Origin of the sequence: Nocardia neocaledoniensis, assembly GCF_003182135.1 — a bacterium.
GTDB lineage: Bacteria > Actinomycetota > Actinomycetes > Mycobacteriales > Mycobacteriaceae > Nocardia > Nocardia neocaledoniensis.
This window is the reverse complement of sequence record NZ_QGTL01000002.1, coordinates 132,318-153,564: the sequence shown is the minus strand read 5'-3', so window position 1 is coordinate 153,564 and position 21,247 is coordinate 132,318. Positions and strand designations below refer to the sequence as shown.

The 21,247-nt window shown below is 70.9% G+C and carries 21 protein-coding genes; 10 read left to right on the top strand and 11 right to left on the bottom strand.

The genetic code is table 11. The features are described from left to right. Window positions 1-17: 17 nt before the first annotated feature. Both DFR69_RS05015 and DFR69_RS05010 read right to left on the bottom strand, forming a co-directional pair. The gene (locus DFR69_RS05015) at window positions 18-2,156 is read right to left on the bottom strand and encodes an MMPL family transporter (protein ID WP_110036262.1); all 2,139 of its coding nucleotides are present in this window, start codon (window positions 2,154-2,156) and stop codon (window positions 18-20) included. Window positions 2,157-2,314: 158 nt separating this feature from the next. Then, a complete protein-coding gene (locus tag DFR69_RS05010) occupies window positions 2,315-2,872 on the bottom strand; it encodes a GlcG/HbpS family heme-binding protein (RefSeq protein WP_110036261.1) in 558 nt (185 codons plus the stop codon). A 216-nt stretch (window positions 2,873-3,088) separates the two neighbouring features. Here DFR69_RS05010 and DFR69_RS05005 point away from each other — a divergent pair, with 216 nt between their 5' ends. The 3 genes from DFR69_RS05005 to DFR69_RS04995 all read left to right on the top strand — a co-directional run bounded on the left by DFR69_RS05005 (window position 3,089) and on the right by DFR69_RS04995 (window position 5,254). Beyond that, window positions 3,089-4,270 carry a sensor histidine kinase gene (locus tag DFR69_RS05005; protein WP_110036822.1) on the top strand — a complete coding sequence of 394 codons (1,182 nt, stop codon included), beginning with the start codon at window positions 3,089-3,091 and terminating at the stop codon, window positions 4,268-4,270. Window positions 4,271-4,307: 37 nt separating this feature from the next. Next, a complete protein-coding gene (locus DFR69_RS05000; RefSeq protein WP_110036260.1) occupies window positions 4,308-4,940 on the top strand; it encodes a response regulator in 633 nt (210 codons plus the stop codon). An 80-nt stretch (window positions 4,941-5,020) separates the two neighbouring features. Continuing rightward, window positions 5,021-5,254 (top strand): anti-sigma factor family protein, encoded by a 234-nt coding sequence (locus DFR69_RS04995; protein ID WP_110036259.1) that lies wholly within the window; start codon window positions 5,021-5,023, stop codon window positions 5,252-5,254. Window positions 5,255-5,259: 5 nt separating this feature from the next. Here DFR69_RS04995 and DFR69_RS04990 read toward each other — a convergent pair whose 3' ends face one another. After that, window positions 5,260-5,766 carry a DM13 domain-containing protein gene (locus tag DFR69_RS04990; protein ID WP_244198096.1) on the bottom strand — a complete coding sequence of 169 codons (507 nt, stop codon included), beginning with the start codon at window positions 5,764-5,766 and terminating at the stop codon, window positions 5,260-5,262. 417 nt (window positions 5,767-6,183) lie between these two features. Between DFR69_RS04990 and DFR69_RS04985 the strand changes: the two genes are divergently transcribed. After that, window positions 6,184-6,510: a transglycosylase family protein gene (locus tag DFR69_RS04985; RefSeq protein WP_110036257.1), complete on the top strand. Its 327-nt coding sequence runs from the start codon at window positions 6,184-6,186 to the stop codon at window positions 6,508-6,510. A gap of 89 nt (window positions 6,511-6,599) precedes the next feature. Here DFR69_RS04985 and DFR69_RS04980 read toward each other — a convergent pair whose 3' ends face one another. Beyond that, window positions 6,600-7,094 (bottom strand): DoxX family protein, encoded by a 495-nt coding sequence (locus DFR69_RS04980; protein WP_110036256.1) that lies wholly within the window; start codon window positions 7,092-7,094, stop codon window positions 6,600-6,602. A 24-nt stretch (window positions 7,095-7,118) separates the two neighbouring features. Continuing rightward, a complete protein-coding gene (locus tag DFR69_RS04975) occupies window positions 7,119-7,871 on the bottom strand; it encodes a dioxygenase family protein (protein WP_186817415.1) in 753 nt (250 codons plus the stop codon). 104 nt (window positions 7,872-7,975) lie between these two features. Here DFR69_RS04975 and DFR69_RS04970 point away from each other — a divergent pair, with 104 nt between their 5' ends. Further along, the gene (locus DFR69_RS04970) at window positions 7,976-8,428 is read left to right on the top strand and encodes a MarR family winged helix-turn-helix transcriptional regulator (RefSeq protein WP_110036820.1); all 453 of its coding nucleotides are present in this window, start codon (window positions 7,976-7,978) and stop codon (window positions 8,426-8,428) included. On the opposite strand, the gene DFR69_RS04965 is transcribed toward DFR69_RS04970, so the two are convergent. After that, on the bottom strand, window positions 8,425-9,666 hold the full coding sequence (locus DFR69_RS04965) for a PucR family transcriptional regulator (protein WP_110036255.1): 1,242 nt from the start codon (window positions 9,664-9,666) through the stop codon (window positions 8,425-8,427). The two genes, DFR69_RS04970 and DFR69_RS04965, sit on opposite strands and share 4 nt — an antisense overlap. A 191-nt stretch (window positions 9,667-9,857) precedes the next feature. Here DFR69_RS04965 and DFR69_RS04960 point away from each other — a divergent pair, with 191 nt between their 5' ends. Both DFR69_RS04960 and DFR69_RS04955 read left to right on the top strand, forming a co-directional pair. Further along, window positions 9,858-11,018 (top strand): esterase/lipase family protein, encoded by a 1,161-nt coding sequence (locus DFR69_RS04960; protein WP_110036254.1) that lies wholly within the window; start codon window positions 9,858-9,860, stop codon window positions 11,016-11,018. Continuing rightward, window positions 11,015-12,337, top strand: a complete 1,323-nt coding sequence (locus tag DFR69_RS04955) for a lipase family protein (RefSeq protein WP_110036253.1) — start codon at window positions 11,015-11,017, stop codon at window positions 12,335-12,337. The genes DFR69_RS04960 and DFR69_RS04955 overlap by 4 nt, the downstream gene beginning before the upstream one ends. A gap of 471 nt (window positions 12,338-12,808) precedes the next feature. Here DFR69_RS04955 and DFR69_RS04950 read toward each other — a convergent pair whose 3' ends face one another. Continuing rightward, the gene (locus tag DFR69_RS04950) at window positions 12,809-13,786 is read right to left on the bottom strand and encodes a cation diffusion facilitator family transporter (protein WP_110036252.1); all 978 of its coding nucleotides are present in this window, start codon (window positions 13,784-13,786) and stop codon (window positions 12,809-12,811) included. A gap of 186 nt (window positions 13,787-13,972) precedes the next feature. Further along, window positions 13,973-14,305, bottom strand: coding sequence for a hypothetical protein (locus DFR69_RS04945; RefSeq protein WP_110036251.1), 333 nt, complete (start codon window positions 14,303-14,305; stop codon window positions 13,973-13,975). 219 nt (window positions 14,306-14,524) lie between these two features. Here DFR69_RS04945 and DFR69_RS04940 point away from each other — a divergent pair, with 219 nt between their 5' ends. From DFR69_RS04940 to DFR69_RS04930, 3 genes are all read left to right on the top strand, one after another. Further along, window positions 14,525-15,052 (top strand): sigma-70 family RNA polymerase sigma factor, encoded by a 528-nt coding sequence (locus DFR69_RS04940; protein ID WP_110036250.1) that lies wholly within the window; start codon window positions 14,525-14,527, stop codon window positions 15,050-15,052. 176 nt (window positions 15,053-15,228) lie between these two features. Next, window positions 15,229-17,355: an N-acetylmuramoyl-L-alanine amidase gene (locus DFR69_RS35735; protein ID WP_425271594.1), complete on the top strand. Its 2,127-nt coding sequence runs from the start codon at window positions 15,229-15,231 to the stop codon at window positions 17,353-17,355. 102 nt (window positions 17,356-17,457) lie between these two features. After that, entirely contained in the window at window positions 17,458-18,489 is a 1,032-nt protein-coding gene (locus DFR69_RS04930; RefSeq protein ID WP_110036248.1) for a CobW family GTP-binding protein, read from the top strand. A gap of 4 nt (window positions 18,490-18,493) precedes the next feature. Here DFR69_RS04930 and DFR69_RS04925 read toward each other — a convergent pair whose 3' ends face one another. The 3 genes from DFR69_RS04925 to DFR69_RS04915 are packed head-to-tail and all read right to left on the bottom strand — an operon-like array spanning window position 18,494 to window position 21,226. Then, window positions 18,494-18,925 (bottom strand): molybdenum cofactor biosynthesis protein MoaE, encoded by a 432-nt coding sequence (locus tag DFR69_RS04925; RefSeq protein ID WP_110036247.1) that lies wholly within the window; start codon window positions 18,923-18,925, stop codon window positions 18,494-18,496. Then, window positions 18,918-20,024, bottom strand: a complete 1,107-nt coding sequence (gene moaCB, locus DFR69_RS04920; protein WP_110036246.1) for a bifunctional molybdenum cofactor biosynthesis protein MoaC/MoaB — start codon at window positions 20,022-20,024, stop codon at window positions 18,918-18,920. The genes DFR69_RS04925 and moaCB overlap by 8 nt, the downstream gene beginning before the upstream one ends. Beyond that, window positions 20,021-21,226, bottom strand: a complete 1,206-nt coding sequence (locus tag DFR69_RS04915) for a molybdopterin molybdotransferase MoeA (RefSeq protein WP_110036245.1) — start codon at window positions 21,224-21,226, stop codon at window positions 20,021-20,023. Before DFR69_RS04915 ends, moaCB begins: the two co-directional genes overlap by 4 nt. Window positions 21,227-21,247: the final 21 nt, after the last annotated feature.

The following is a 21,247-nucleotide window of genomic DNA, read 5'->3' as shown; positions in this document are numbered from 1 at the left end:
ATTTCGGGCCGGAGCGCTCAGTGATGCGCGAAGCTGATGTCGGGCAGCACCCGGCGCAGCCACCGCGGCGCCCACCAGGCGGCGTGCCCGGTCAACCGCAGCAACACCGGCAGCAGCACCAGGCGCACGACGGCGGCGTCCAGCAGCACCGCCACGCCGAGGATGACGCCCATCTCCTTGGGCGGGAGCGGGTCGGCCAGCGCGAAAGTGAAGAACACCGCGACCATCACCGCCGCCGCGGCGAAGATCACCCGGCCCGCGTTGGCCATGCCGTCGACCTGCGCGGTCCGCGGATCGCCGGTGCGCTCGTAGTGCTCCTTGGCGGTGGCCAACAGGAACACGGTGTAGTCCATCGCGATCGCGAAGATCATGGCGAAGAAGAACACCGGACCCCAGCCGTCGAGGAAGCCCTGCGGAGTGAAGCCGAGCAGTCCGGCGCCGTGCCCGTCCTGGAAGATCAGCTTCGCCACCCCGAACGCCGCGGCGGTGGACAACAGGCTCACCAGGGTGCCCAGCGCCGCGATCAACGGGGCCCGCAGCGCGACCAGCAGCAGTAGGAAGCCGAGCGACAGGATCACGCCGACGACGATCGGCAGGTAGTCGTCCAGTGCCCGCTGCAGGTCCAGATTCTCCGCGGGCGCGCCGCCGACCAGCGCCGACTCCGGGAGCCGCGCCCGCAATCGCTCGAGGGTGTCCGCCAGTCGCGCATCGGACGGGTCGACCGAAGGCAGGGCCTGCATGAGGACCAATCCCTCCCCACCAGCCTGGGCGGGGGTGAGCATCGCGACGCCGTCGACCGCGGCGGCGATCCGCGCGGTCTCGGCCGCGTCGGCGGCGGGCGCGACGATCTGCAGAGCTCCCGGCGCCCCGGCCCCGAGCTGACGTTGCACCAGCTCATAACCCTGCCGGACGGGGGCGTCGGCCGGGACGACCTCGATCGACGGCATCGCCACCCGCAATCCGAGCACGGGGATCGCCAGGCCGACCAGCACCGCCACCGCGGCGATCGCGAACGGCCACGGCCGGGCGTCCAGCCGCGCGGCCCACCGGCCGAACAGCGGCGACCGGGGCCGGGTCCGGGTGGTGAACGGGACGGCGCCCGCGTCGACACGGCGGCCGAGCGCGCCCAGCGCGGCGGGGAGCAGGGTCGTCGTGGCCACCAGGACGAAGATCACGGCGAGCATGATCCCCACCGCCATGGTCCGCACGGCGGGCGCGGGCACCAGCAGGACCGCCGACAGGCTGACCAGGACGGTCAGTCCCGAGAGCACGACCGCCTTGCCCGCGGTGTCCATGGTCTCGGCGACGGCCGCGCGTGCATCGCCGGTCTTCGCGATCGCCTCGCGGAAGCGGGCCACCAGGAACAGCGCGTAGTCGATGCCGAGGGCCAGCGCGAACATCATCGCGAAATTCATGGCCCACACCGAGATCGGCGTGACCTGGTTGAGCAACACCAGCCCACCCGCCGATGCCACCAGTCCCGCGACCGTCAGCAGCAGCGGCAGGCCCGCCGCGACCAGCGAGCCGAAGGCCAGCACCATGATGGCCAGGGTGACCGGCCAGCTGAACAGTTCGGCCTTGATCATCGCGTCGTGATTGGCCTTGTTGAAGTCGCTCCACAGGGCCGACGCGCCGGTCGGATACACCTCGATCCCGTCGCGGGACAGCGCCGTCAGCGCCTGCTTGTGGTCGTCGACCGCGCGGACCATGTCGTCGGGGGAGCCGGCGGCGCCCGCGACGACGATCCCGGTGTGGCCGTCGGGGCTGATCGTCATCCCAGGCTGCGGGGGGAGGACGGCGCCGAAGCGGTCGTCGCCCGCCAGTTCCGCGGTGACCGCGTCGAGCGTGCCGGCGACCGCGGGGCTGTCGATGGTGTCGGCGCCGGAATGCACGACCACCTGCAGTGCGGTCGAGGAATTGCCGCCGAAATGCTGCTGGGCGAGCTCGCGCACCCGCACGGACTCCGATCCGTTCGCCTGCCAGCCCGCCCCGGCGAGCGAGCTGAACACGCTCGGTGCGGCGGCGCCGAGCGTGACCAGGACCACCAGCCACACCCCGAAGACCCAGCGCGCCCGATCGGTCATCGTGGCGCCGAGCCGGGCCATCGGGCCGCCTGTCACCGGCGGCGCGGTCGTGGTGCGCCGCTGTGCGGGCATCGTCTCCGTCACTGTCCTACCTCCGCGTCGGATATACCCCAGGGGGTATCTTTTTGCGGACCAACATACCCCAGGGGGTATCAGGCGGGCGAACAGAGGTCGCCGATACGACGACGGCCCGATGACCGGGCAGGTCATCGGGCCGTGCGGGGGAGTGCCTACTTGCCGAGGGCGGCCACGCCGGCCTGGGCGAACTTCTCGTCCAGGTCGCCGCTGGGAGCGCCGGCCACGCCGATGCCCGCGATCGGGGCGTTGTTCGCCTTCACCGGGGCGCCGCCGCCGAGGAAGAGGGTGCCGTCGATGTCGGCCAGGTGGGGGGCGGATTCGAGGCGCTTGGCCAGTTCGGTGGTCGGGGCGTTCCAGGAGACGGCGGTGAAGGCCTTCTGCTGGGCGGCGTCGTAGGACTGCGGGCCGGCGCCGTCGCCGCGCAGGGTGACGATGACATTGCCGTTGCGGTCCACGACCGCGACGCTCACCCGCTGGTTCTCCTTGGCCGCGGCGTCGAGCGCGGTCTGCGCGGCCTTGGTGGCGGCGGCGATCGACAGGTGGGTCGACTGGGTCAGGTTGGCGTCGGCGGCGTCGGCCACGACCGGGGTGCGGGTGGCCGGATCCTGATCCTGGGCCTGCACGGTCACGACGCCGACCACACCGGCGGCGACGACACCAGCGGTCGCGCCGGCGATGATGAGGCGGTTGCGGGTGGTGGACTTGCTCATGGCTGCTCCTGTGGGGATCTCGGCCGGTCCGGCGGGTCGCCGTGGCCTGTTGACATTCATCCTGTTCGCCCGGCGGCCCCGGCGAATCGGCGTAGTGGCTGCACTCCGCGGCCGGATCGGTCGACACCCGGGTCAACCGATCGGATGACCCCCGCGTGGCGGTCGCGGGGCGAGAATGGGAGTTCGCCCAGGACGCGACGACAGGGAGGAGTGGCGATGGCGCAGGCGGCCGGTCAGGAGCGCGACGACACGCGCCTGCTCGCTGTCATCGTGCACAGTGCCTTCTACGTCCTGCTCGCCGCGTCGCTGATGCGCTGGCTGATCCGGCACAGCGAGACCAGGTCGACGCCGGTGATCGTCATCCTGTCGGTGACGATCGCGGTGCTGTACGCGCTGAGCGAGTTGCGGCAGTCGGGTCGGCTGGTGTGGTTCGCCTCGCTGGTGCTCACCTGGTCGGTGCTGGTGGTCCTGGCGCCCAGTTTCGCCTGGTGCGCGGTGCCGCTGGTGTACACGGGCCTGCGGATTCTGTCGGAGCGGGTGGCCGTGATCCTGGTCGTCGTGCTCACGGCCCTGGTGGTGACGAGTCAGGTGCGCATCGCCGGCTGGCTCGACCCGAATCTGGTACTCGCCCCGCCCGCCGTGGCCGCGGTGACGACGGCGTTGTTCGTCGGCATGCGCCGCCAGGCAGAACGGCAGGCCGCGCTCATCGACGACCTCGTCCGGACCAGGCGCGAACTGGCCGCCACCGAACGCAGGGAAGGGACCCTCGCCGAACGCCAACGCCTGGCGATGGAGATCCACGACACCCTCGCCCAGGGCCTGTCGAGCCAGCGCATGCTGCTGCAAGCCGCCGACCTGGTGTGGGACAGCGATCCCGACCTCGCGCACACCCATCTGCGCTCGGCCGCCACCATCGCCGAACGCGATCTGGCCGAGGCGCGCCGGTTCGTCCACGACCTGGCGCCCGCCGACCTCGCCGCGGGCGGGTCGCTGCCCGCGGCGCTGACCGCGCTGGCCGAGCGCGAGAGCACCGACACCCTGACCGTGCGCTGTCATCTGGAGGGCACGCCGGGCCCGCTACCTCAGCGCGTCGAGGCCACGCTGCTGCGGATCGCCCAGGGCGCGCTGGCCAATGTGCGCGAGCACGCGGCGGCCACCACCGCCACCATCACGCTGACCAGCCTCGACGACCAGATCGTCCTCGACATCGCCGACGACGGTCGCGGCTTCGATCCCGACGCGCTGACCGATCCGGACGAGCATCGAGGGCACGGGCTGCCCGCGATCCGCGCGCGGGTGCGTCAGCTCGGCGGTACCTGCACCGTGGAGTCCGCGCCGGGCGACGGCACCGTGCTCTCGGCCGCCATTCCGCTCGTCGTCGCGGGGGCGGACAACTGACGATCGGCGGCGCGTGCGCGCACTAGCATCGGCAGCTGTGACCACCACCGTGCGCCTGCTGCTCTGCGACGATCACGCCGTCGTCCGCGCCGGACTGCGCGCCCTGCTGTCGAGCGCGCCCGATATCGAGGTCATCGGCGAGGCGGCCGACGGTGCCGCCGCGGTCGCGCTCGCCGCGAGCCTGCGGCCCCAGGTGGTCCTGATGGATCTGCAACTGGGCGCCGACATGGACGGCGTCGAGGCGACCCGGCGGATCACCGCCCAGCCCGCCCCGGCGCCGCACGTCCTGGTGCTCACCACCTACGACACCGACGCCGACATCACCAGGGCGATCGAGGCGGGCGCCACCGGCTACCTGCTCAAGGCCGAGCGCCCCGAGGAACTCTTCGCCGCCATCCACGCCGCCGCGAGCGGGCAGACGACGCTGTCGGCGCCGGTCGCGGCCAAGGTGATGGCCAAGATGCGCAATCCGGGCCCGACGCTCACCGCCAGGGAACGCGACATCCTCGGGCAGCTCGCCCAGGGCCTCGGCAATCGCGAGATCGCCAAGGCGCTGCACATCAGCGAGGCCACGGTGAAGACCCACCTCGGCCGCATCTACGACAAACTCGGCGTCGACACCAGGGCCGCGGCGGTCGCGGTCGCGACCGAGCGGCGGCTGCTGGCCTGACTGTAACGATCCGGTGGCCTCGGGGCTCTGAACAAGGTCACGGATATGCTTCGCCGAGCGAAGGAGAGGAGCTTCTCGGCATGGACTGCGACGAATTCGTCGAGCTGGTCACCCGATTCCTCGACGGCGCTCTCGACGCCGACACCGAGCGGCGCTTCCACGACCACCTCGCCGTCTGCGAGGGCTGCGAGATCTACCTCGCGCAGATCCGCCGCACCGTCCGCGAGGTGGGCGCACTCGCGCCCGAACAGCTCTCCGGGCAGGCACGCGCCACGTTGCTCACCGCGTTCCGCGACTGGCACGAGCGCGGCTGAGCCGGTCAGGCCGGGGTGAGGGCGGCCGCGCCGAACGACACGTGGAAGCGCGCGCACCAGATGCTCACCGATTTCAGCGTCGACAGGTCGGTGCCCGCGGGCAGCTCGTAGTTCTGATTGCCCTCGTTGCCCTTGAGCGCGCCCAGATCCACGTGCGCGCCGTCGTCGAAGTTGTGCCAGTCGTCGGCGATCACCGGCTGATCGGTCAGCCACACCCGCAGCGCGGGCCCGTCGGAGGTGCGCAGGTCGCTGATCCGCAGCACCAGGGTGCCCTCGGGCGTGCGCTGGATCTGCGCGGTACCGGACGTCCCGTGCTCGTGGGACAGGAAAGTGCCGGTCACGAGCACGGGGGCGGGCCCACCGTCCACGGCCGTCGCGACCGGCGCCTCGTCGACGGTCGTCGTGGTGAACAGCCGCCACGGCTGGAACAGGTACAGCCCGACCACGACGGCGGCCACCACCCCCGTCGCCAGCAGGCCGAGCACGATCCGGCGGGTACGACGCGGTGCCATGGTTGTCTCCTTCGATCCCATGCACGCACTGTTCCCCGACCCCGCCGCGGCGTTACACGGGCGCGGGTTGCCGGATTTGCCGGGAACGAAACGTGACCGGGGTCTCTATATCGCGGTGATCCCGGTCACATAACGAGGCTATAACGACACCGTTGTCATTACGGATTTGTAACGGCAGACCTGGGCGGAACAGTGTTCTTTTGGACAAAGGTCGCTACAGAACGGCTCGTGATCATGACGTGATCTCAGCTGGCATCCCGGCTACATTCGGTCACGGCTTGAACAACAACCCGAGCCGAATCGAATCGCAGAACACCGGAAAGCCTGCCCCGCGATTCGAGGATCCCCGACATTCCTGAGGGGCAGGGACGCGGAAGATTCGATTCCCGTGCCGGTGGGCGCAGGCAGGAAAAGCGTATGTCTTTCAACCGCAAGTTCACCCGTACCCTCGGTTTCGCCGCTGTCGCCGGCGCCATGATCGCCGTTCCGGCCGGTCTGACCACCGCGACCGCCTCCGCGAACAACTGGGACGCCGTGGCGCAGTGCGAGAGCAGCGGCAACTGGAACATCAACACCGGTAACGGCTACTACGGCGGCCTGCAGTTCTCGCAGAGCACCTGGGAGGCCTACGGCGGCACCGGCACGGCCGACAACGCCAGCCGCGAAGAGCAGATCCGCGTCGCCGAGAACGTGCTGGCGGCCCAGGGCCCCGGCGCCTGGCCGACCTGCAGCGCCTACCTGTAAAGCGCGCTGAGTAAGACTTTCCTTTGTCGGGAAACGAATGACCCGCTATTCGAAGCACACGTCGAATAGCGGGTTTTTTCGTTGTCTTTTCAATTACGGATGAGCAGCGTCACACCGGCCGCGACAAAGGCCAGAACAATGGCGCCGACACCGTAGGCGAGCTTGTAGTCGCGCAGGCCGGGGACGAAGCGGTCGAGCGCGAAACCGCCTGCGCCGGTGAGGGCCAGGCTCGCCGCGGCCACCGCGAGAATCATCTCGAATTCGACACCCTTCGGCGCGAAGAACCCGCCCCATTTCACCGAGATCGCGTTGAGCATCGTGCCCAGGATCGCCGCCGCGGCCAGGGGCGTGAGCAGTCCGAGGATCAGGCCGATACCGCCGAGGGTCTCGCTCAGCGCGGCGAGCACCGGGAAGAACTTCCCGGCTGGATAGCCGCTCGCGGTGAAGAAGCGGTCGGTGCCGTCGAGGCCGCCGCCGTCGAACCAGCCGAACAGTTTCTGCGTGCCGTGCGCGGCCATCGTCGCGCCGACGCCGACGCGCAGGACCAGGAGACCCGCGTCGGTGGGAGTGGTCGTTGTGGTCATGGCGATTCCTTTCGTTGGTCCCGGTCAGCCGATCTGAACCGAGCGTCGTGCCATTCCGAACCAGTAGCCGTCGATGACGGTGCGCAGGGAGTCGAGGTCGTCGGCGCCCGCGCCGAGGGCGAGGAACAGCGGGGCGAAGTGCTCGGTGCGTGGGTGGGCCAGCCGCGGCGCGGGGGCGGTGTGCTCGAAGTCGAGCAGCGCGTCGATGTCGCGGTCGTCGATCGCCCGGCGGCCCCAGTCGTCGAACTCGGCGGTGAACGAGTGGACGGTGTGGTCGTCGGCGGTGATCGCACGCAGGTTGTGGGTGAAGAACCCGCTGCCGACGATGAGGACGCCCTCGGCGCGCAGCGGGGCGAGTGAGCGGCCGAGCTTCATCAGGTCCCGTGGATCCAGTGTAGGGATCGACAGTTGCAGCACCGGGATGTCGGCCGCCGGGAACATCTGGCTGAGCGGCACGTACGCGCCGTGGTCGAGGCCGCGTTCCGGGGCGTCGGCGACCGCGCCGCCGAGCAGGTCACGCACCCTGGCGGCCAGTTCGGGCGCGCCGGGCGCCGGGTAGCGCTGCTCGTAGTAGTGGGGCGCGAAGCCGGTGAAGTCGTAGACCAGGGGCACGGTGCTGGTCGCGCCGAGGGTGATCGGTGCGGATTCCCAGTGTGCGGAGACGATCAGGATCGCGCGCGGTCGTGGCAGCTCGGCCGACCACGCGGCCAGTTCGGCGGGCCAGGTGGCGTGGTCGATCAGCGGCGGGGCGCCGTGGGAGAGGTAGAGCACCGGCATCGCGGTCACGGTCAGCTCCTTCGGATCGCGTGAACAGTAGTTGTTCAAATTTGAACGATACCGGATGAGCGGCTATTCCACCCGCGATGATTAGGGTGCTGCGCATGGGAGAACCGAGGTGGCTCGATGCCGAGGAGATGCGGACGTGGATGGGGTTCCTGGCCGCTGGCGCACTGGTCGACCGCGCGGTGGACCAGCATCTGAAGGAGGAGGGCCTCACCCACACCCAGTACGAGGTGCTGGTCCGGCTCGCCGAGGCGCCCGGGTCGGCCATGCGGATGACCGACCTCGCCGCCGCGCTCTACACCTCCAAGAGCGGCCTGACCTATCAGGTCGGCAAGCTCGAGCGGGCCGGGCTGGTGCGCCGGGTCGACGATGACGCCGACGTCCGCGGCGTCAACGCGGTACTCACCGACGCGGGCCGCGCCCGGCTGGCCGCCGTGGCGCCGGGCCACGTCGACGTCGTGCGGCGGGTGTTCCTCGATGTGCTCGACCCGGCCCAGCGCACCGCCATCGCCGACGGCTTGGGCGCGGTGGCCGAGCGGCTGACGCGCTAGCCCTGCTCCTCGGGCCTGCCCGCCGAATCGAGCCGGTGCACGGTGAGGGCGGCGGCCAGCATCCGGGAATCCGTCGGATCGGCCGGATCGAGTCCGGTGAGCTCGGCGATCCGGCGCAGCCGATAGGTGAAGGTGTTGGGGTGCACGTGGATTCGCCGTGCCGCGGTCTTGCGGTCCGCGCCGTGACGCAGGTGCGCCTCCAGCGCCTCGACCAGATGCGGGCTGCCGAGCAGCGGAATCACGCGCTGCGCCAACCGTTCCCGGGCGGGGCCGGGCCGGGTGAGCTGGTACTCGAGCAGCAGATCGTCGAGGCGGTAGCAGCCGCCCGGCCTGCCGCGCAGCCGCGCCAGCTCGGTCAGTTCGGTGGCGTCCTTCGCCGTGGCCGGGATGTTGTCGCGGCTGACACCGGAGAACTCCGCGAGATACACCGTCACCCCGAATTGCTCGGTCAACCGGGCGGCGAGGTCGTCGAAGCGCCGCGCGTCGACGATGTCGGTCTCGGAGCTGCTGCTCAGCAACGCGATGCCGTTCGCGCCGTCGAAGGTCGCGGGTGTGGTGGTGCCGGTGAGTTCGTCGAGTGCGCGCTGTAGGACCCGGATCCGGCGCCGGGTCACGAGATTGGCGGCGCTGCCGGTGCGCGCGGGCTCGCTGAGGTGGATCGCGAGCACCGTGTACTGGTCGGCGAGGACGGTGTCGGCACGCGCCGCGAGCTCTTCGGCTGGCAGCCCGCGCACCAGCGCGGAACACAGTTCCCGCCTGGCCTCGCGCTCGGCGTGGTAGATCGACTGTTCGACCTCGGTGTAGGTCTCCACGACCGTCATGTTGATGTGTCGCAGCAGGTCGAGCAGTCTGCTGCCGACCAGGACCAGATCGCTCATCTCCGAGGGATCGGTGAGCTCGAACGCTTCGGTCAGCACCGACTGGGCCGAGCCGTGGATCGCGCCGATCAACATCGGCAGCGGCAACCGGTCCTCGGCGTGCCGCTCGGCGACCGGCGCGACGAACGCCGCCACCTCGGCCTGGGTGAACTCGCGATCGGCGCCGATCGCCTCGAGGACGGCCCGCCCGCACGCGTAGATCGTCGGCAGGACCTCGGCGGTGAAGTGGCCCGGCGGCAGTTCGGCGGGTGCGGTGGCGCCGAGGCCGTCGGCGAGCATGCGTTCGGCGATCTGGGGCCAGCGCGTCAGCAAGCGAGCGGTCAGAGCGGATCGTGCGGGAGCGGGGTGTTCGGCGAGCATGACCCGATTGTGTCCGAGGACAGGGCGATGTGGGTCGGTCCCGTCGAGAACGGACAGAACTTGGCTCGGGCGCCAACTGTTCCCGGGTTTTCTCGGTGCACGGTGCAGTGACAGCACTGTGGCGCCGGTCATAGATTCGCAGAGCGCGTCCGGGCCACCGCTCGTCGACGCGGTTCTACGGAAGTGAATTGATGACTGCAACGACGCATTCCCTTCGCCGTGCCCTGTGTGGCCTCGGCATCGCCGCGAGCCTGGCCTCGGCATCGGTCCTCGGCAGCGGTCCCGCCGTCGCGGAGCCCCCGCTCGAACCGACGGTCGAGTCGCTGGCCGCCTACCTCGACGCCACCGTCACCACGACGCCGGACGGCCGCCGCCCGACCGCGATCGCCGACACCGGCAGCGCCTCGGGCAGCAGCTCGGGTTCGGCGGGCAGCCGTTCCTCCGACGCGGTCGGCGAAGGCCCCGAGATGTCAGCCTACCTGCCCGCTTTCGCCTACGGCCTGCTCCATCCCGACGCGGCCCCGCCCGGCGCCAATCGCTGGAACTGCAAGCCCACCGCCGAGCATCCGCGCCCGGTCGTGCTGCTGCACGGCACCTGGCTCAACGCCTACGACACCTTCTCCTATCTCTCCCCGCGTCTGGCGAAGGCCGGGCACTGCGTGTTCACCCTGAACTTCGGCAAGTCCGGGCTGCTCGAGGGCGGCGGGCTCGGCGCGGTGCTGCCCGGTCGCTACGGGGTGGGGCCGATGGCCGACTCCTCGCGCCAGGTGGCCGCGTTCATCGAGCGGGTCCGGGCCGCGACCGGCGCCGAGCAGGTCGACATCGTCGGCCACTCCCAGGGCGGCACCATCGCCAACCACTTCCTCAAGTTCGAGGGCGGGCAGAGCAAGGTCGGCAAGCTGGTCACCTTCGGCGCCACCCATCACGGCACCTCGCTGATGGGCATCGCCAGCCTCGGCCGGCTGATCAACAACGCGGGCATCGACATTCTCGGCTTCTACCGGCCGATCATCGGGGTGTCCAATGTCGAGCAGGCCGTGGGCTCGGCGTTCTACGCCACCCTCAACGCCGCGGGCGACACCGTGCCCGGCGTCGACTACACCGTCGTCGGGTCCCGCTACGACGAGGTGATGAACCCGCTCGACTGGACCTTCCTGCGGGCCGGGCCCGACGCGACCGTCGACAACATCACCCTGCAGGACGGCTGCGAACAGGACGTCTCCGACCACCTGACGATGATGTACTCCCCGCGCGCGGCCTCGCTCGCGCTGCGCGCCCTCGACCCGACGGGCAGTCCCGAGCTGACGTGCACGTTCAACCCCTGGTTCTTCGGCGGTGGCGGCAGCCTATGACTCTCACCGCCCCGGCGTTGACGCAGTGGAGCCACGCCCCGCTGCTCCCGCCCGACGACCCGTTCTACCTCGCCCCGCCCGACCTCACCTGCCTCGCCCCCGGCGCGGTGGTACGCACCCGGCCGGTGGAGCTCGCGCTGTTCGGCCTCGTGCCGCAACGGATCTCCGCGTGGCAGCTGCTCTACCGCACCTGCGACCTGGACGGTGAGCCGGAGGTCTCGGTCACCACGGTGCTGCTGCCGTGGGACGCCGATCCGGCCGTGTCCCGGCCGCTGGTGTCGTTCCAATGCGCCATCGACGCCGTCGCGCCCCAGTGCTTTCCGTCCTACGCGCTGCGCCGCGGCGCGCGGACAGTGGGCTCGATCGCGCCGCTGGAGTTGCCGATCATCGCGATGGCGCTGCGGCAGGGGTGGGCGGTGTCGGTGCCCGACCACGAGGGGCTCGGCGGCCGGTTCGGCGCGGCGCGCGAACCGGGGTACCGGGCGCTGGACGGGATCAGGGCGGCGGTGGGGTTCGCGCCGCTGGGCCTGAGTCCGGCGGATCCCGTCGCGCTGTGGGGGTACTCGGGCGGGGGACTGGCGACGGCGTGGGCCGCGGAACTGGCGGCCGAGTACGCGCCGGAACTGAACATCGTCGGGGCGGCGGCGGGATCGCCGGTCGGGGACCCGGCCGCGGCCTTCGTCCGGCTCAACGGCGGGTGGTTCGCCGGCTTTCCCGCCGCGTTCGTCGCCGGGCTGCGCCGCGCCTATCCCGACCTCGACGCGGTGCTGGACGAGCACGTCGACGCGGCCTACCGCGCCCTGCTCGGCGAGGCCGAGAAGCGCCCCACCTTCGAACTGCTGGTGCGGTTCGCCCGCCGCGACGTCACCCGGCATCTGCGCGACGGGGTGGCCGGGCTGCTCGCCGAACCGGCGCTGCGCCGCATCCTGGCCGACATCGAGCCGGGCACCCGGGCTCCCGCCGCCCCGATGCTGGTGGTGCAGGGCGTGCGGGACGAGGTGATCGCGGTCGCCGACGTAGACGGCCACGTCGCCCGCTACCGGGCGGCCGGCGCCACCGTGGAGTACCTACGGGTGCGGCGCGGCTCGCATCTGCCGCTGGAGTTCCTCGTCGTCCCGGTGGTCCTGTCTTGGCTGACCGACCGCTTCGCGGGCCGTCCGGTGCGGTCGGGCACCAGCACCGTGGTGTCGGTGGCGCGTGGTCTGACGGCGCTGCGCGGCCATCTGGACTTCCTCGTCCTGGTGGCCACGATGCTGGGCGGGCAGCCGGTCCGCGGCGCGAAAGTAGGTGAGACCGTAAGTCTCATTATCAATCCGTGATTGGTGCCCCTATTTCTTGTGGCATCGGAAATTCGGACTTATCGGATGCCGCAACACGACTCTCAAAGAATTCTCATATTCCCCTCAGAAAGATGAGGTATCCGGACATAACCGCAGGTAGTGATAGGTTTACTCATCAACCTGTTAGCGCGGTCACTAATTCGGGAATTCCGTAACTCGCGGCGTTCGAGCGTCGATACGCCCTCTGTAAGCCAGCTGCGGCTGGGACTGAAGAGAACAGAGGAATTATTATGATCCCCGTTATCATCGACACCGGTAGCGCCGCTCTGAACGGCCTCTTCGACACCCTGGGCGCCGCCCTCCACGGCCTGGTCGACACCCTGTGGACCGGTTCCTTCGGCGGCTGAACAAGCCCCCTCGGTCGATGGACGGCCGGGTCCGCCCTCTGGCGTGACCGATGAGAAGGGCCCCGCACCTGTTCAGGTGTGGGGCCCTTCCGTCGTTCCGGGGTCAGTGCGAGTGCGCGGCCTTGCCGCTCGGCACGTGCCGCGGCCCGTGCGCCTCGCCGCAGTGGCTGTCGCTGTCGTCGGCGCCGATGCCGATCACCGACGGGCGCGCGTGGTCGACCTGCAGGGTGACGTGCTCGATGTGGTGCTCGTGGTCGAGCATGTGCGCGATGTCCTCGCGCACGGCGTGGCAATCGTGGCCCGGCTCCACCAGCACGTGCGCCGAGAGTGCGGGGGAGCCGGAGGTGATCTCCCAGATGTGCAGGTCGTGCACCTCGGTGACGCCGTCCCTGGCGGCCATGTCGCGGCCGACCCGCTGCGGATCGAGGTAGTCCGGCGCGGCCTCGAGGAAGATGCGGCTCGACGCGCGGATCAGCCCGATGCCCGCCTTGATCATCAGCGCCACCACGATCAGGGTGGCGATCACGTCGGCCTGCACCCAGCCGGTGAGGATGATGATCAGGCCCGCGACGGCCGTGGCGATGAAGGCGAACAGGTCGTTGAGGATGTGCTGATAGGCGCCCTCGACATTGAGGCTGGACCGGTCGGCCCTGCTGATCATCCAGGTGGCCAGCACGTTCACGGCGACACCGACGAGCGCGGTGACCAGCACCAGCGTGCCGTGCACCTCGGGCGGTTCGAACAGGCGGCGGATCGCCTCGTAGCCGAGCCAGGCCGCCAGCAGGAGCAGGGTCAGGCCGTTGGCCTGGGCCGACAGGATCTCCACGCGCTTCCAGCCGAACGTCATCCGGCCGGTCGCCGGCCGCGCCGCGAGCCGGATCGCCAGCAGCGCCAGCACGATGGAGGCGGCATCGGTGGTCATGTGCGCCGCGTCGGACAGCAGGGCCAGCGAATCGGCCACGATGCCGACGATCACCTCGCCGATGAGGAAGGTGACGATCACCGCCAGCGCGCCCGCCAGCCAGCGTCGATCGCTGTCGGCCGAGACCTTGTGGTGGTCGTGCCCGTGTCCTGCGCCCATCGCGTCATCCCTCCGTGCGGTTCGATCGGTCGCAATCATATGCACACATCGCTATGTGTGCAATTCGTTCTTGATCTGTCCGTGTCAGAGAGGGATCGTTGCTGGTCAACGGCATGCGGCTGCCTGCTGGTCCCGCTCGGGTTCCAGCCTAGATGTGCGTGGGGTCCGGTGGGGAAGCTCGTCGGGTCACGATCGGTCGTCCTGCTCCGGCCACTCGTCCTCGACGATCAACCGGCCCGTCGCGTAGAGCGGCGCGATCAGCTCGTACGGGTAGGTGGGCCAGTACGACACCGCGCCGGTCTCCTTGTCGATGACGTGCACCGAACCGCCCACCGGCCGTGATCGTCCGGCGGGCGTGGCGATCGGCCATACGGCGAGGACGATGAATCCGTCGTCGAATTCCGCGACGTGTCGCTCGGTGCCGGGCTCCGGCGCCGGGAGCCGGGTCTCCGCGATGCGGGTGGCCTCGGCCTGGTCGACCGGCGTCCTGGCGTCGGTCGGGTATGCATGGATGTCCACGTTTCTCGCTCCCCTCGCCGCGATTGTCGTCCTCGACCCCGGGTTGTGTCGCGGGATTCGGCCGGATGTGGAAAAAGAACGAGCCCGATGGCCCTGCTCCCCCCTCCTGGAGCAGGCCCGGCCCGGGCTCGCGAAACGAGTCTCGCGTGGCGGGCCAGCAGGATCCTGAAGAGTCGCTTAAGGCGTTGTCATCGCCGCCGCTCGCCGCGATAACCGGATATGACCGACGAACCCTGCGGTGCCCACTGCGCACGACTGTGTACCTCCGAGGGCTTGGCCGAGGTGCTGGCCGCCGACCGCGGGCTCCTGCACTGGCGGGCGCTGCGCGGATTGGGCGATCCGGGTCTGGCCGAGCATGCCGTACAGGAGACGCTGTTGCGCGGGTGGCGCGCGTGTCGCGACTTCGACGCGAGCAAGGGGAGCGTGCGGACCTGGCTGCTGGCGATCGAGCGCAATGTCGTCGTCGACATCGTGCGGGCGCGCGCCGCCCGGCCCGGCGATGTGGGCTGGGACGACGTCACCGACGTGGCCTGTCGCGATTTCGCCGACGGGCTCGTCGACGGACTGCTGGTCGACCAGCTCCTCGCGCACCTGCCCGAGCCACAGCGCGCGGCGGTCGTCGAGGTGATCCTGCGCGATCGCGGGTACCGGGAGGTGGCCGCGGATCTCGGCATTCCGGTCGGCACCGTCAAGACACGCGTGCACTACGCGTTGCGTTCGCTGCGCCAGCTGCCCGACGTCGCCTGATCGCCCCGTCGGGGCCGGTTTTGGGCGTCTGACCAGCGCTGATCTGGGCATTCCCGCCTGTCACATTTCGGTAACGGTGCTTGCTCTGCGGTTGCTCGTGTTGCAAGAGTGAACCACTGGGTTTGGTGTTACCTATGGGAAGGGAGGGGTGCTCCGTTCCGGGGTGCCGACCGAACATGCAACCAAACATCATGAAGGCCGGTCTCTGCTCCACTGTGTCCGCCGCGGTCGTGGTCTCGCTGACCGGGCTGGTGCCCGTGCAGGCCAACGCGACGCCCGAACCGGCGGTGAGCGATCAGCTCGCCGGCAAGACGATCTTCCTCGACCCGGGTCATCAGGGGTCCGCGCATTCGGAGAATCTGTCCCGCCAGGTCGACAACGGCCGCGGCGGCACCAAGGATTGCCAGACCACCGGCATGACCAGCCTCAACGGCGTCCCCGAGCACACCATCAACTGGCAGGTCGCCCAGCTGGTCCAGGCCTCGCTCGAGGCCCTCGGCGCCGACGTCGTGCTCAGTCGCGCCGACGACACCGGCTGGGGCGGTTGCGTCGACGATCGCGCCCGCGCCGCCAATGCCTCCGGCGCGGAGGTCGCTGTCAGCATCCACGCCGACAGCGCCCCCGCCGACCAGCGCGGCTTCCATCTGATCGTGCCCGCGTTGCCGATCCCGAATCCGGCCGCCGACCAGGCGCAGTCCGGGCCGGGCCGCGCCGTCTCGACGGTCGTGCGCGACGCCTATCTCGCCTCCGGTTTTCCCGCCGCCACCTACGCCGGCGTCGACAACGGGCTGCAGACCAGGGACGACATCGCCGGTCCGGCCCTGACCCAGGTGCCGATGGTGTTCGTGGAGATGGGCAACGGGGCCAACCCCGAGGACGCCGCGCTCCTCGAATCCCGCGAGGGTCAGCTGAAGCATGCCGTCGCCATCGCCACCGGCGTGGTCGGCTACCTGCTGGACAAGCCGGTCACCGCGACCCCCGCCGCCTTCAGCCCGGCGCCCGGCCGCGTCCCGGTCTCGACAACGGCCGAACCGAGCGCGACCACCACACCGAGCAAACCCGCCGCCGCCGTCGACCCGGACGGCGCCGCCGCCCCGGCTGACTCGACGGGACCGTCGGCGAGCGGCACCACCACGAAGAGCGTGCCGGCCGAGGACGAGTCCTCCGGCACGCCGACGACGAAGAGCGCACCCGCCGACGACGAGTCCGCGGGCACGCCGACGACGACGGCGAGCGCGCCCGCCGACGCGGCGGACCCGAACGCGCCGTCCGACACGGTGACGACGACGCGAAGCGCGCCGGCGCCTGCCGATTCGGGCTCCGCGTCCGACCGTCCCGCGGCCTACTTCCCCGCGCGGGTCCCGGTCTCGACCGGCGTCCCCACCACGACTCCGTCCGAGGCCGCCGACCCGTCCGCCACCGTCACGACCACCAAGAGCGCTCCGGCTCCGGCTGATTCCGGATCTGCCGCCGACCGCCCCGAGGCCGCCGCGCCCGCGCTGGTGCCGACCTCGACACCGAGCAAGCCCGCCGACGCCGCGGAGCCGACCGGCACCGCGACACCCACCCCCGCGAACTCGGCGAGCGGCACCACCACGAAGAGCGCCCCGGCCGACGACGCCGAGCCGTCGGGCGCGCCGACGACGACCACCGCACCGGCTGCCGCCGGCCAGGCCGGATCGACGCCGGGCGCGGACTCCACGGAAGCCGAGCCCACGGACTCGGAGGCGAACTCGACACCGCTCCCCGAGGAACCCGCACAGGACGGATCCGCGTCGACCACGACCCCGGCCCCGACCAGCACGCGGGCTCCGGCCGAGGAGCCCGCCTCGGACGCGGGCCAACCGCAGTCCACCAGCACGGTGCCGACGACGACCGCCGCCGCTCCGGCGCGCCCGGTCTCGGCGGCCCCGAAGCCGCCCGCCGGCTCCAGCGGTCACTTCCAGGTCCCCGGTGGCAACGAGGGCAGGCCGCCGAGCGGGTCCGGCGGACAGCTGGCGGTGCCGCCGAGCCCGGAGCCCGCTCGCGCAGGCACCGGCACCCACGTGCGCACCGCGGCCCCCGGTGAACCCGCCGCCCCTGCCGCGCCGAGCCCCCGGAAGCGGGAAACCACGCCGAAGCCCCAGGCGACCCCCGACGAGGAACTGCCCGACCTGAGCTCCCTCGGCGGCCCGATCCTGAAGGTCATGGACATGCTGATGCCGCTCGCCCAGTCCCTGGGCATGGACAACACCATGATCACCAACCAGCTGATCAACCTGGCCTACACCCTGGTCGGCATGGTCTTCGGTCCCACCAAGTAGCACCGGACACCGCGGCAGCCGCCGTCCCGCTCGTCCGGGACGGCGGCTGCCGCGCATCTGTCGTGAGGGGGCCGTGCCGCCGTGTCGGACCGGCGAGGCAAGATGAGAACAGTGATTCCTGTTGTGATCGTCGCGGGGTTCCTGGGCTCGGGGAAGACGACCCTGCTGAACTATCTGTTGCGCAACAACCGGGGTACCCGGATCGGCGTGGTGGTCAACGACTTCGGCGCGGTGAACATCGACGCGATGCTGGTCGCGGGCCAGGTCGACGCCATGGTGTCGCTGGGGAACGGCTGCGTGTGCTGCGCCGTCGACGTCTCCGAACTCGACGACCTCTTCGGTCGCCTGGCGCAGCCGCGCAGCGCGGTCGACGTGATCGTCGTCGAGGCGAGCGGACTGGCCGAGCCGCGCAACCTGATCCGGATGGTGATCGCCAACCCGAACCCGCGGATCGCCTACGGCGGCCTGGTCGAGGTCGTCGACGCCGAACTGTTCGACACCACCAGCGCCCAGCACCCGGAACTGGTGACCCATCTGCGGCTGGCTGATCTGGTGCTGGTCAACAAGGCCGACCGTGTCGCGCCCGACGCGCTGGCGGCGCTGCGCGCCCGGATCACCGAGTGGGTGGGCCAGGTGCCGGTCTACGCGACGACGCACGGGCGCGTCGACCCCGGTCTGCTGTTCGACGAGCGGGCGCGCGAGGAACCGAAAGTGGCGCAGCAGTTGAGTTTCGACGCCCTGCTCGACGACCACGACCACGACGATCCCGACCATCGGCACCTGCACGACGACTACGTCTCGGCGTCGTTCACCAGCAAGCGGGCGCTGGATCCGCGCGCCCTGGTCGCCTTCCTGGAGGATCCGCCGCCCGGCCTGTTCCGCGCGAAGGGCTGTGTCGCGTTCGCGGTGGCGGGGGAGCGGCGCAAGTTCGAGCTGCACGTGGTCGGCAGGCACGTCGTGTTCACGCCGGGCGCCTGGGCGCGCGGTGAGGAGCGGGTGTCGAACCTCGTGCTGATCGGCGCCGGGCTGGACACGGAGGCGGCCCTGGATCGCTTGCACGCCACCGTGTTCGACGGGGACGAGCCGCTCGACGAGCAGACGATGCTCGGCGTCTGGCGCTATACCCCGCGCTAGCGGTTCAGCCGCAGGCGTTGACCCATTCCGACATCCCGTCGGCGAACAGCTGCCGCTTCCAGATCGGCACCTCGTGCTTGATCCGGTCGACCAGTTCGGCGCACACGGTGAACGCCTCGGCCCGGTGCGGTGCGGCGACCGCGACGACGATCGCCAGATCGCCGATGGTGAGCGACCCGATCCGGTGTGTCGCGGCCACCGGAAGTCCGTGCGCGGCGGCGACTTCGGCGCAGATCGTGTGCAGGAACCGCTCGGCCTGTGGATGCGCCGAGTACTCCAGCGCCGTGACGGCCTGCCCGCCGTCGTGGTTGCGGACCTTGCCGGTGAACACCACGACGGCGCCGAATTCCGGTCCGTCGACGGCCTTTTCGACGGCGACGGGGTCGAGGTCCTGGTCGCTGATCCCGGTCAGCCGGACCGTGCCGTGGTCATTCATGAGCGCCGCCTCCGGCTACTTGCGCGAGCAGGTGATCGAGCAGTGGTTCCAGGACGGCGATCCCGTCCTTCACCCCGCCGGGCGACCCAGGCAGGTTGACCACCACGGTGTGTCCGGCCAGCCCAGCCACCCCGCGGCTGAGCGCGGCCAGCGGGAACTTCGCGGTGCCGCGCTGCCGGATCGCGTCGGCGACGCCGGGCAGCTCGCGGTCGAGCACGGCCCGGGTGGCCTCGGGGGTGGCGTCGGTGGGGGAGGCGCCGGTGCCGCCGGTGGTGATCACCAGCGCGGGTCCGCCGAGCAGGGCATCGTTCAGGGCCGCCTCGATGTCGGCGTCGGCGTACACCAGGGGGCCGCGCACCGAGAAGCCCCGGGCCGTCAGCCATTCGGCGAGCACGGGTCCGGTGGTGTCCACGCGCGTGCCCGCGTCGGCGCCGGTGGAGGCGACCACGACGACCGCGCGACGCGAAACATCCTGGGCGGCAGGGGTGTCGGGTGCTGTGCGGCCGGTGTCCTTCGCGACGTGCGCACCGATCGGCGGTCCACCGTCCGGCGCCTGCGCGCCGGTCGTTTCCGTGGGGACCACGCCGGGCGCGCCTGGCGCCGATGCCTCGGCGTCGGGCGAATCCGTCTCCGGCCGCACCCAATGTCCGTGCTTCCCACCCTCTTTGGTGAGCAGCCGCACATTCGTCAGCACCGCGGCCGGGTCGACGGCCTTCACCATGTCGTGCAGCGTGAGCCCGGCGACGGCGACGGCGGTGAGCGCCTCCATCTCCACCCCGGTCGGCCCGGTCGTCTTGGCGCTGGCCTCGATGGTGATGGCGTCGTCGGTGAACCCGAACTCCACCTTCACCGACGACAACGCCAGCTGATGGCACAGCGGGATCAGCTCCGAGGTCTTCTTGGCGCCGGAGATCCCCGCCAGCCGCGCCGTCGACAGCACATCGGCCTTGGGCATGTCGTCGGCTCGCACCAGCGCGAGCACCTCGGGCGTCGTGCGCAACTCACCCGCGGCGACCGCGATCCTGGTGGTGTCGGCCTTGGCGCTGACATCCACCATGCGCGCCCGACCCTCCCGGTCGACATGCGACAGTTCGCTCATAGCTTCAAGATTCGCACAGTACTGCCCGCGGGCAGCGAGGTGACCTCGGCGGGCACATCGACGAGCACATCGGCCCAGGCCATGCCGGCGATGAGGTGGGAACCGGGTCCGGAGACCACCTCCACCCCGTCACCGGTGAGCAGCCCGCGCAGGTACTGCCGCCTGCCCGCGGGGGAGCGCACCGGGGTGAGCAACGTGGTCTCGGCGGTGACGGCCGGGGGCAGTCCGCCCAGCGCGCGCACGACGTCGCGGGCGAAGACCACATAGGAGACCGTGGTGCTCACCGGATTTCCCGGGAAACTCAGCACCGGGACGCCGTCGACCACGGTGTACCCCTGCGGCCCGCCCGGCTGCACGGCGACGGACCCGAACACCCCGCCCAGCGGCCGCAACACCTCCTTGACGACCTCGAAGTCGCCCTTGGACACCCCGCCGGAGGTGCAGACCAGATCGGCGGAGGCCACCGCCGCGCGCAGCACGGCGGTGAACTCGGCCGCGTCGTCGGAGCTGTGCGCCACCTCGAGCACGTCGACCTCGTCGGCCCGCAGGGCCGCGGCCAGGGCGATCCCGTTCGAGTTGTAGATCTGTCCCGGCGCCAGCTCCGTCCCGGCGGGCCGGAGTTCGTCCCCGGTGGTGATACAGACCGCGCGCAGACGGCGCAGCACCGGCACACTCGGCAGCCCGACCGCCGCCAGTGCGGCGATATGGCGGGGCGCGAGCACGGTCCCGGCGCGGGCCACCAGCTCACCGGCGCGCACATCGGTGCCCGCTTCGCGCACGAACTCGCCCTGGCCGCGGCCACGCTCGACCACGATCCGGTCGCCGTCGGACCGCACGTCCTCGACGGGCACCACACAGTCCGCGCCGGGCGGGATCGGCGCGCCGGTCATCACCTTCAGCGCCGCGCCGTCCGGCAGCGGCGTCGTCCCCGGCTTGCCCGCCGCGACCACACCGGCCACCGGCAGGGTGACGGGCGTGACGGCCACGTCGGCGGCGCGCACCGCGTACCCGTCCATCGCGGAATTGCGGAACACCGGCAGATCGATCGGGGACAGCACATCGGCCGACAACACCCGGCCGAGCGCGTCGGGCACCGGCACCGTTTCGTCGCGGCGGTCGGCGAGCGGGGCCAGCAGCGCGGCGACGGTGTCGCGGTACTCGTCGACGCTGCGCGCCGACGCGGTGGCGGGCCGGGAAGTCATGCTGCCAGCCTAATCGCCCCG

What these genes read in the sequence shown, in the direction of transcription:
- DFR69_RS04965 (WP_110036255.1), bottom strand. Translation starts at nt 9,666, where the DNA reads ATGCTCGCCGAACACCCCGCTCCCGCACGATCCGCTCTGACCGCTCGC.
- DFR69_RS05010 (WP_110036261.1), bottom strand. Translation starts at nt 2,872, where the DNA reads ATGAGCAAGTCCACCACCCGCAACCGCCTCATCATCGCCGGCGCGACC.
- DFR69_RS35735 (WP_425271594.1), top strand. Translation starts at nt 15,229, where the DNA reads ATGCAACCAAACATCATGAAGGCCGGTCTCTGCTCCACTGTGTCCGCC.
- moaCB (WP_110036246.1), bottom strand. Translation starts at nt 20,024, where the DNA reads ATGAGCGAACTGTCGCATGTCGACCGGGAGGGTCGGGCGCGCATGGTG.
- DFR69_RS04970 (WP_110036820.1), top strand. Translation starts at nt 7,976, where the DNA reads ATGGGAGAACCGAGGTGGCTCGATGCCGAGGAGATGCGGACGTGGATG.
- DFR69_RS05015 (WP_110036262.1), bottom strand. Translation starts at nt 2,156, where the DNA reads ATGCCCGCACAGCGGCGCACCACGACCGCGCCGCCGGTGACAGGCGGC.
- DFR69_RS04975 (WP_186817415.1), bottom strand. Translation starts at nt 7,871, where the DNA reads ATGCCGGTGCTCTACCTCTCCCACGGCGCCCCGCCGCTGATCGACCAC.
- DFR69_RS04990 (WP_244198096.1), bottom strand. Translation starts at nt 5,766, where the DNA reads ATGGCACCGCGTCGTACCCGCCGGATCGTGCTCGGCCTGCTGGCGACG.
- DFR69_RS04925 (WP_110036247.1), bottom strand. Translation starts at nt 18,925, where the DNA reads ATGAATGACCACGGCACGGTCCGGCTGACCGGGATCAGCGACCAGGAC.
- DFR69_RS05005 (WP_110036822.1), top strand. Translation starts at nt 3,089, where the DNA reads ATGGCGCAGGCGGCCGGTCAGGAGCGCGACGACACGCGCCTGCTCGCT.
- DFR69_RS04940 (WP_110036250.1), top strand. Translation starts at nt 14,525, where the DNA reads ATGACCGACGAACCCTGCGGTGCCCACTGCGCACGACTGTGTACCTCC.
- DFR69_RS04995 (WP_110036259.1), top strand. Translation starts at nt 5,021, where the DNA reads ATGGACTGCGACGAATTCGTCGAGCTGGTCACCCGATTCCTCGACGGC.
- DFR69_RS04985 (WP_110036257.1), top strand. Translation starts at nt 6,184, where the DNA reads ATGTCTTTCAACCGCAAGTTCACCCGTACCCTCGGTTTCGCCGCTGTC.
- DFR69_RS04960 (WP_110036254.1), top strand. Translation starts at nt 9,858, where the DNA reads ATGACTGCAACGACGCATTCCCTTCGCCGTGCCCTGTGTGGCCTCGGC.
- DFR69_RS04955 (WP_110036253.1), top strand. Translation starts at nt 11,015, where the DNA reads ATGACTCTCACCGCCCCGGCGTTGACGCAGTGGAGCCACGCCCCGCTG.
- DFR69_RS04980 (WP_110036256.1), bottom strand. Translation starts at nt 7,094, where the DNA reads ATGACCACAACGACCACTCCCACCGACGCGGGTCTCCTGGTCCTGCGC.
- DFR69_RS04950 (WP_110036252.1), bottom strand. Translation starts at nt 13,786, where the DNA reads ATGGGCGCAGGACACGGGCACGACCACCACAAGGTCTCGGCCGACAGC.
- DFR69_RS04930 (WP_110036248.1), top strand. Translation starts at nt 17,458, where the DNA reads ATGAGAACAGTGATTCCTGTTGTGATCGTCGCGGGGTTCCTGGGCTCG.
- DFR69_RS04915 (WP_110036245.1), bottom strand. Translation starts at nt 21,226, where the DNA reads ATGACTTCCCGGCCCGCCACCGCGTCGGCGCGCAGCGTCGACGAGTAC.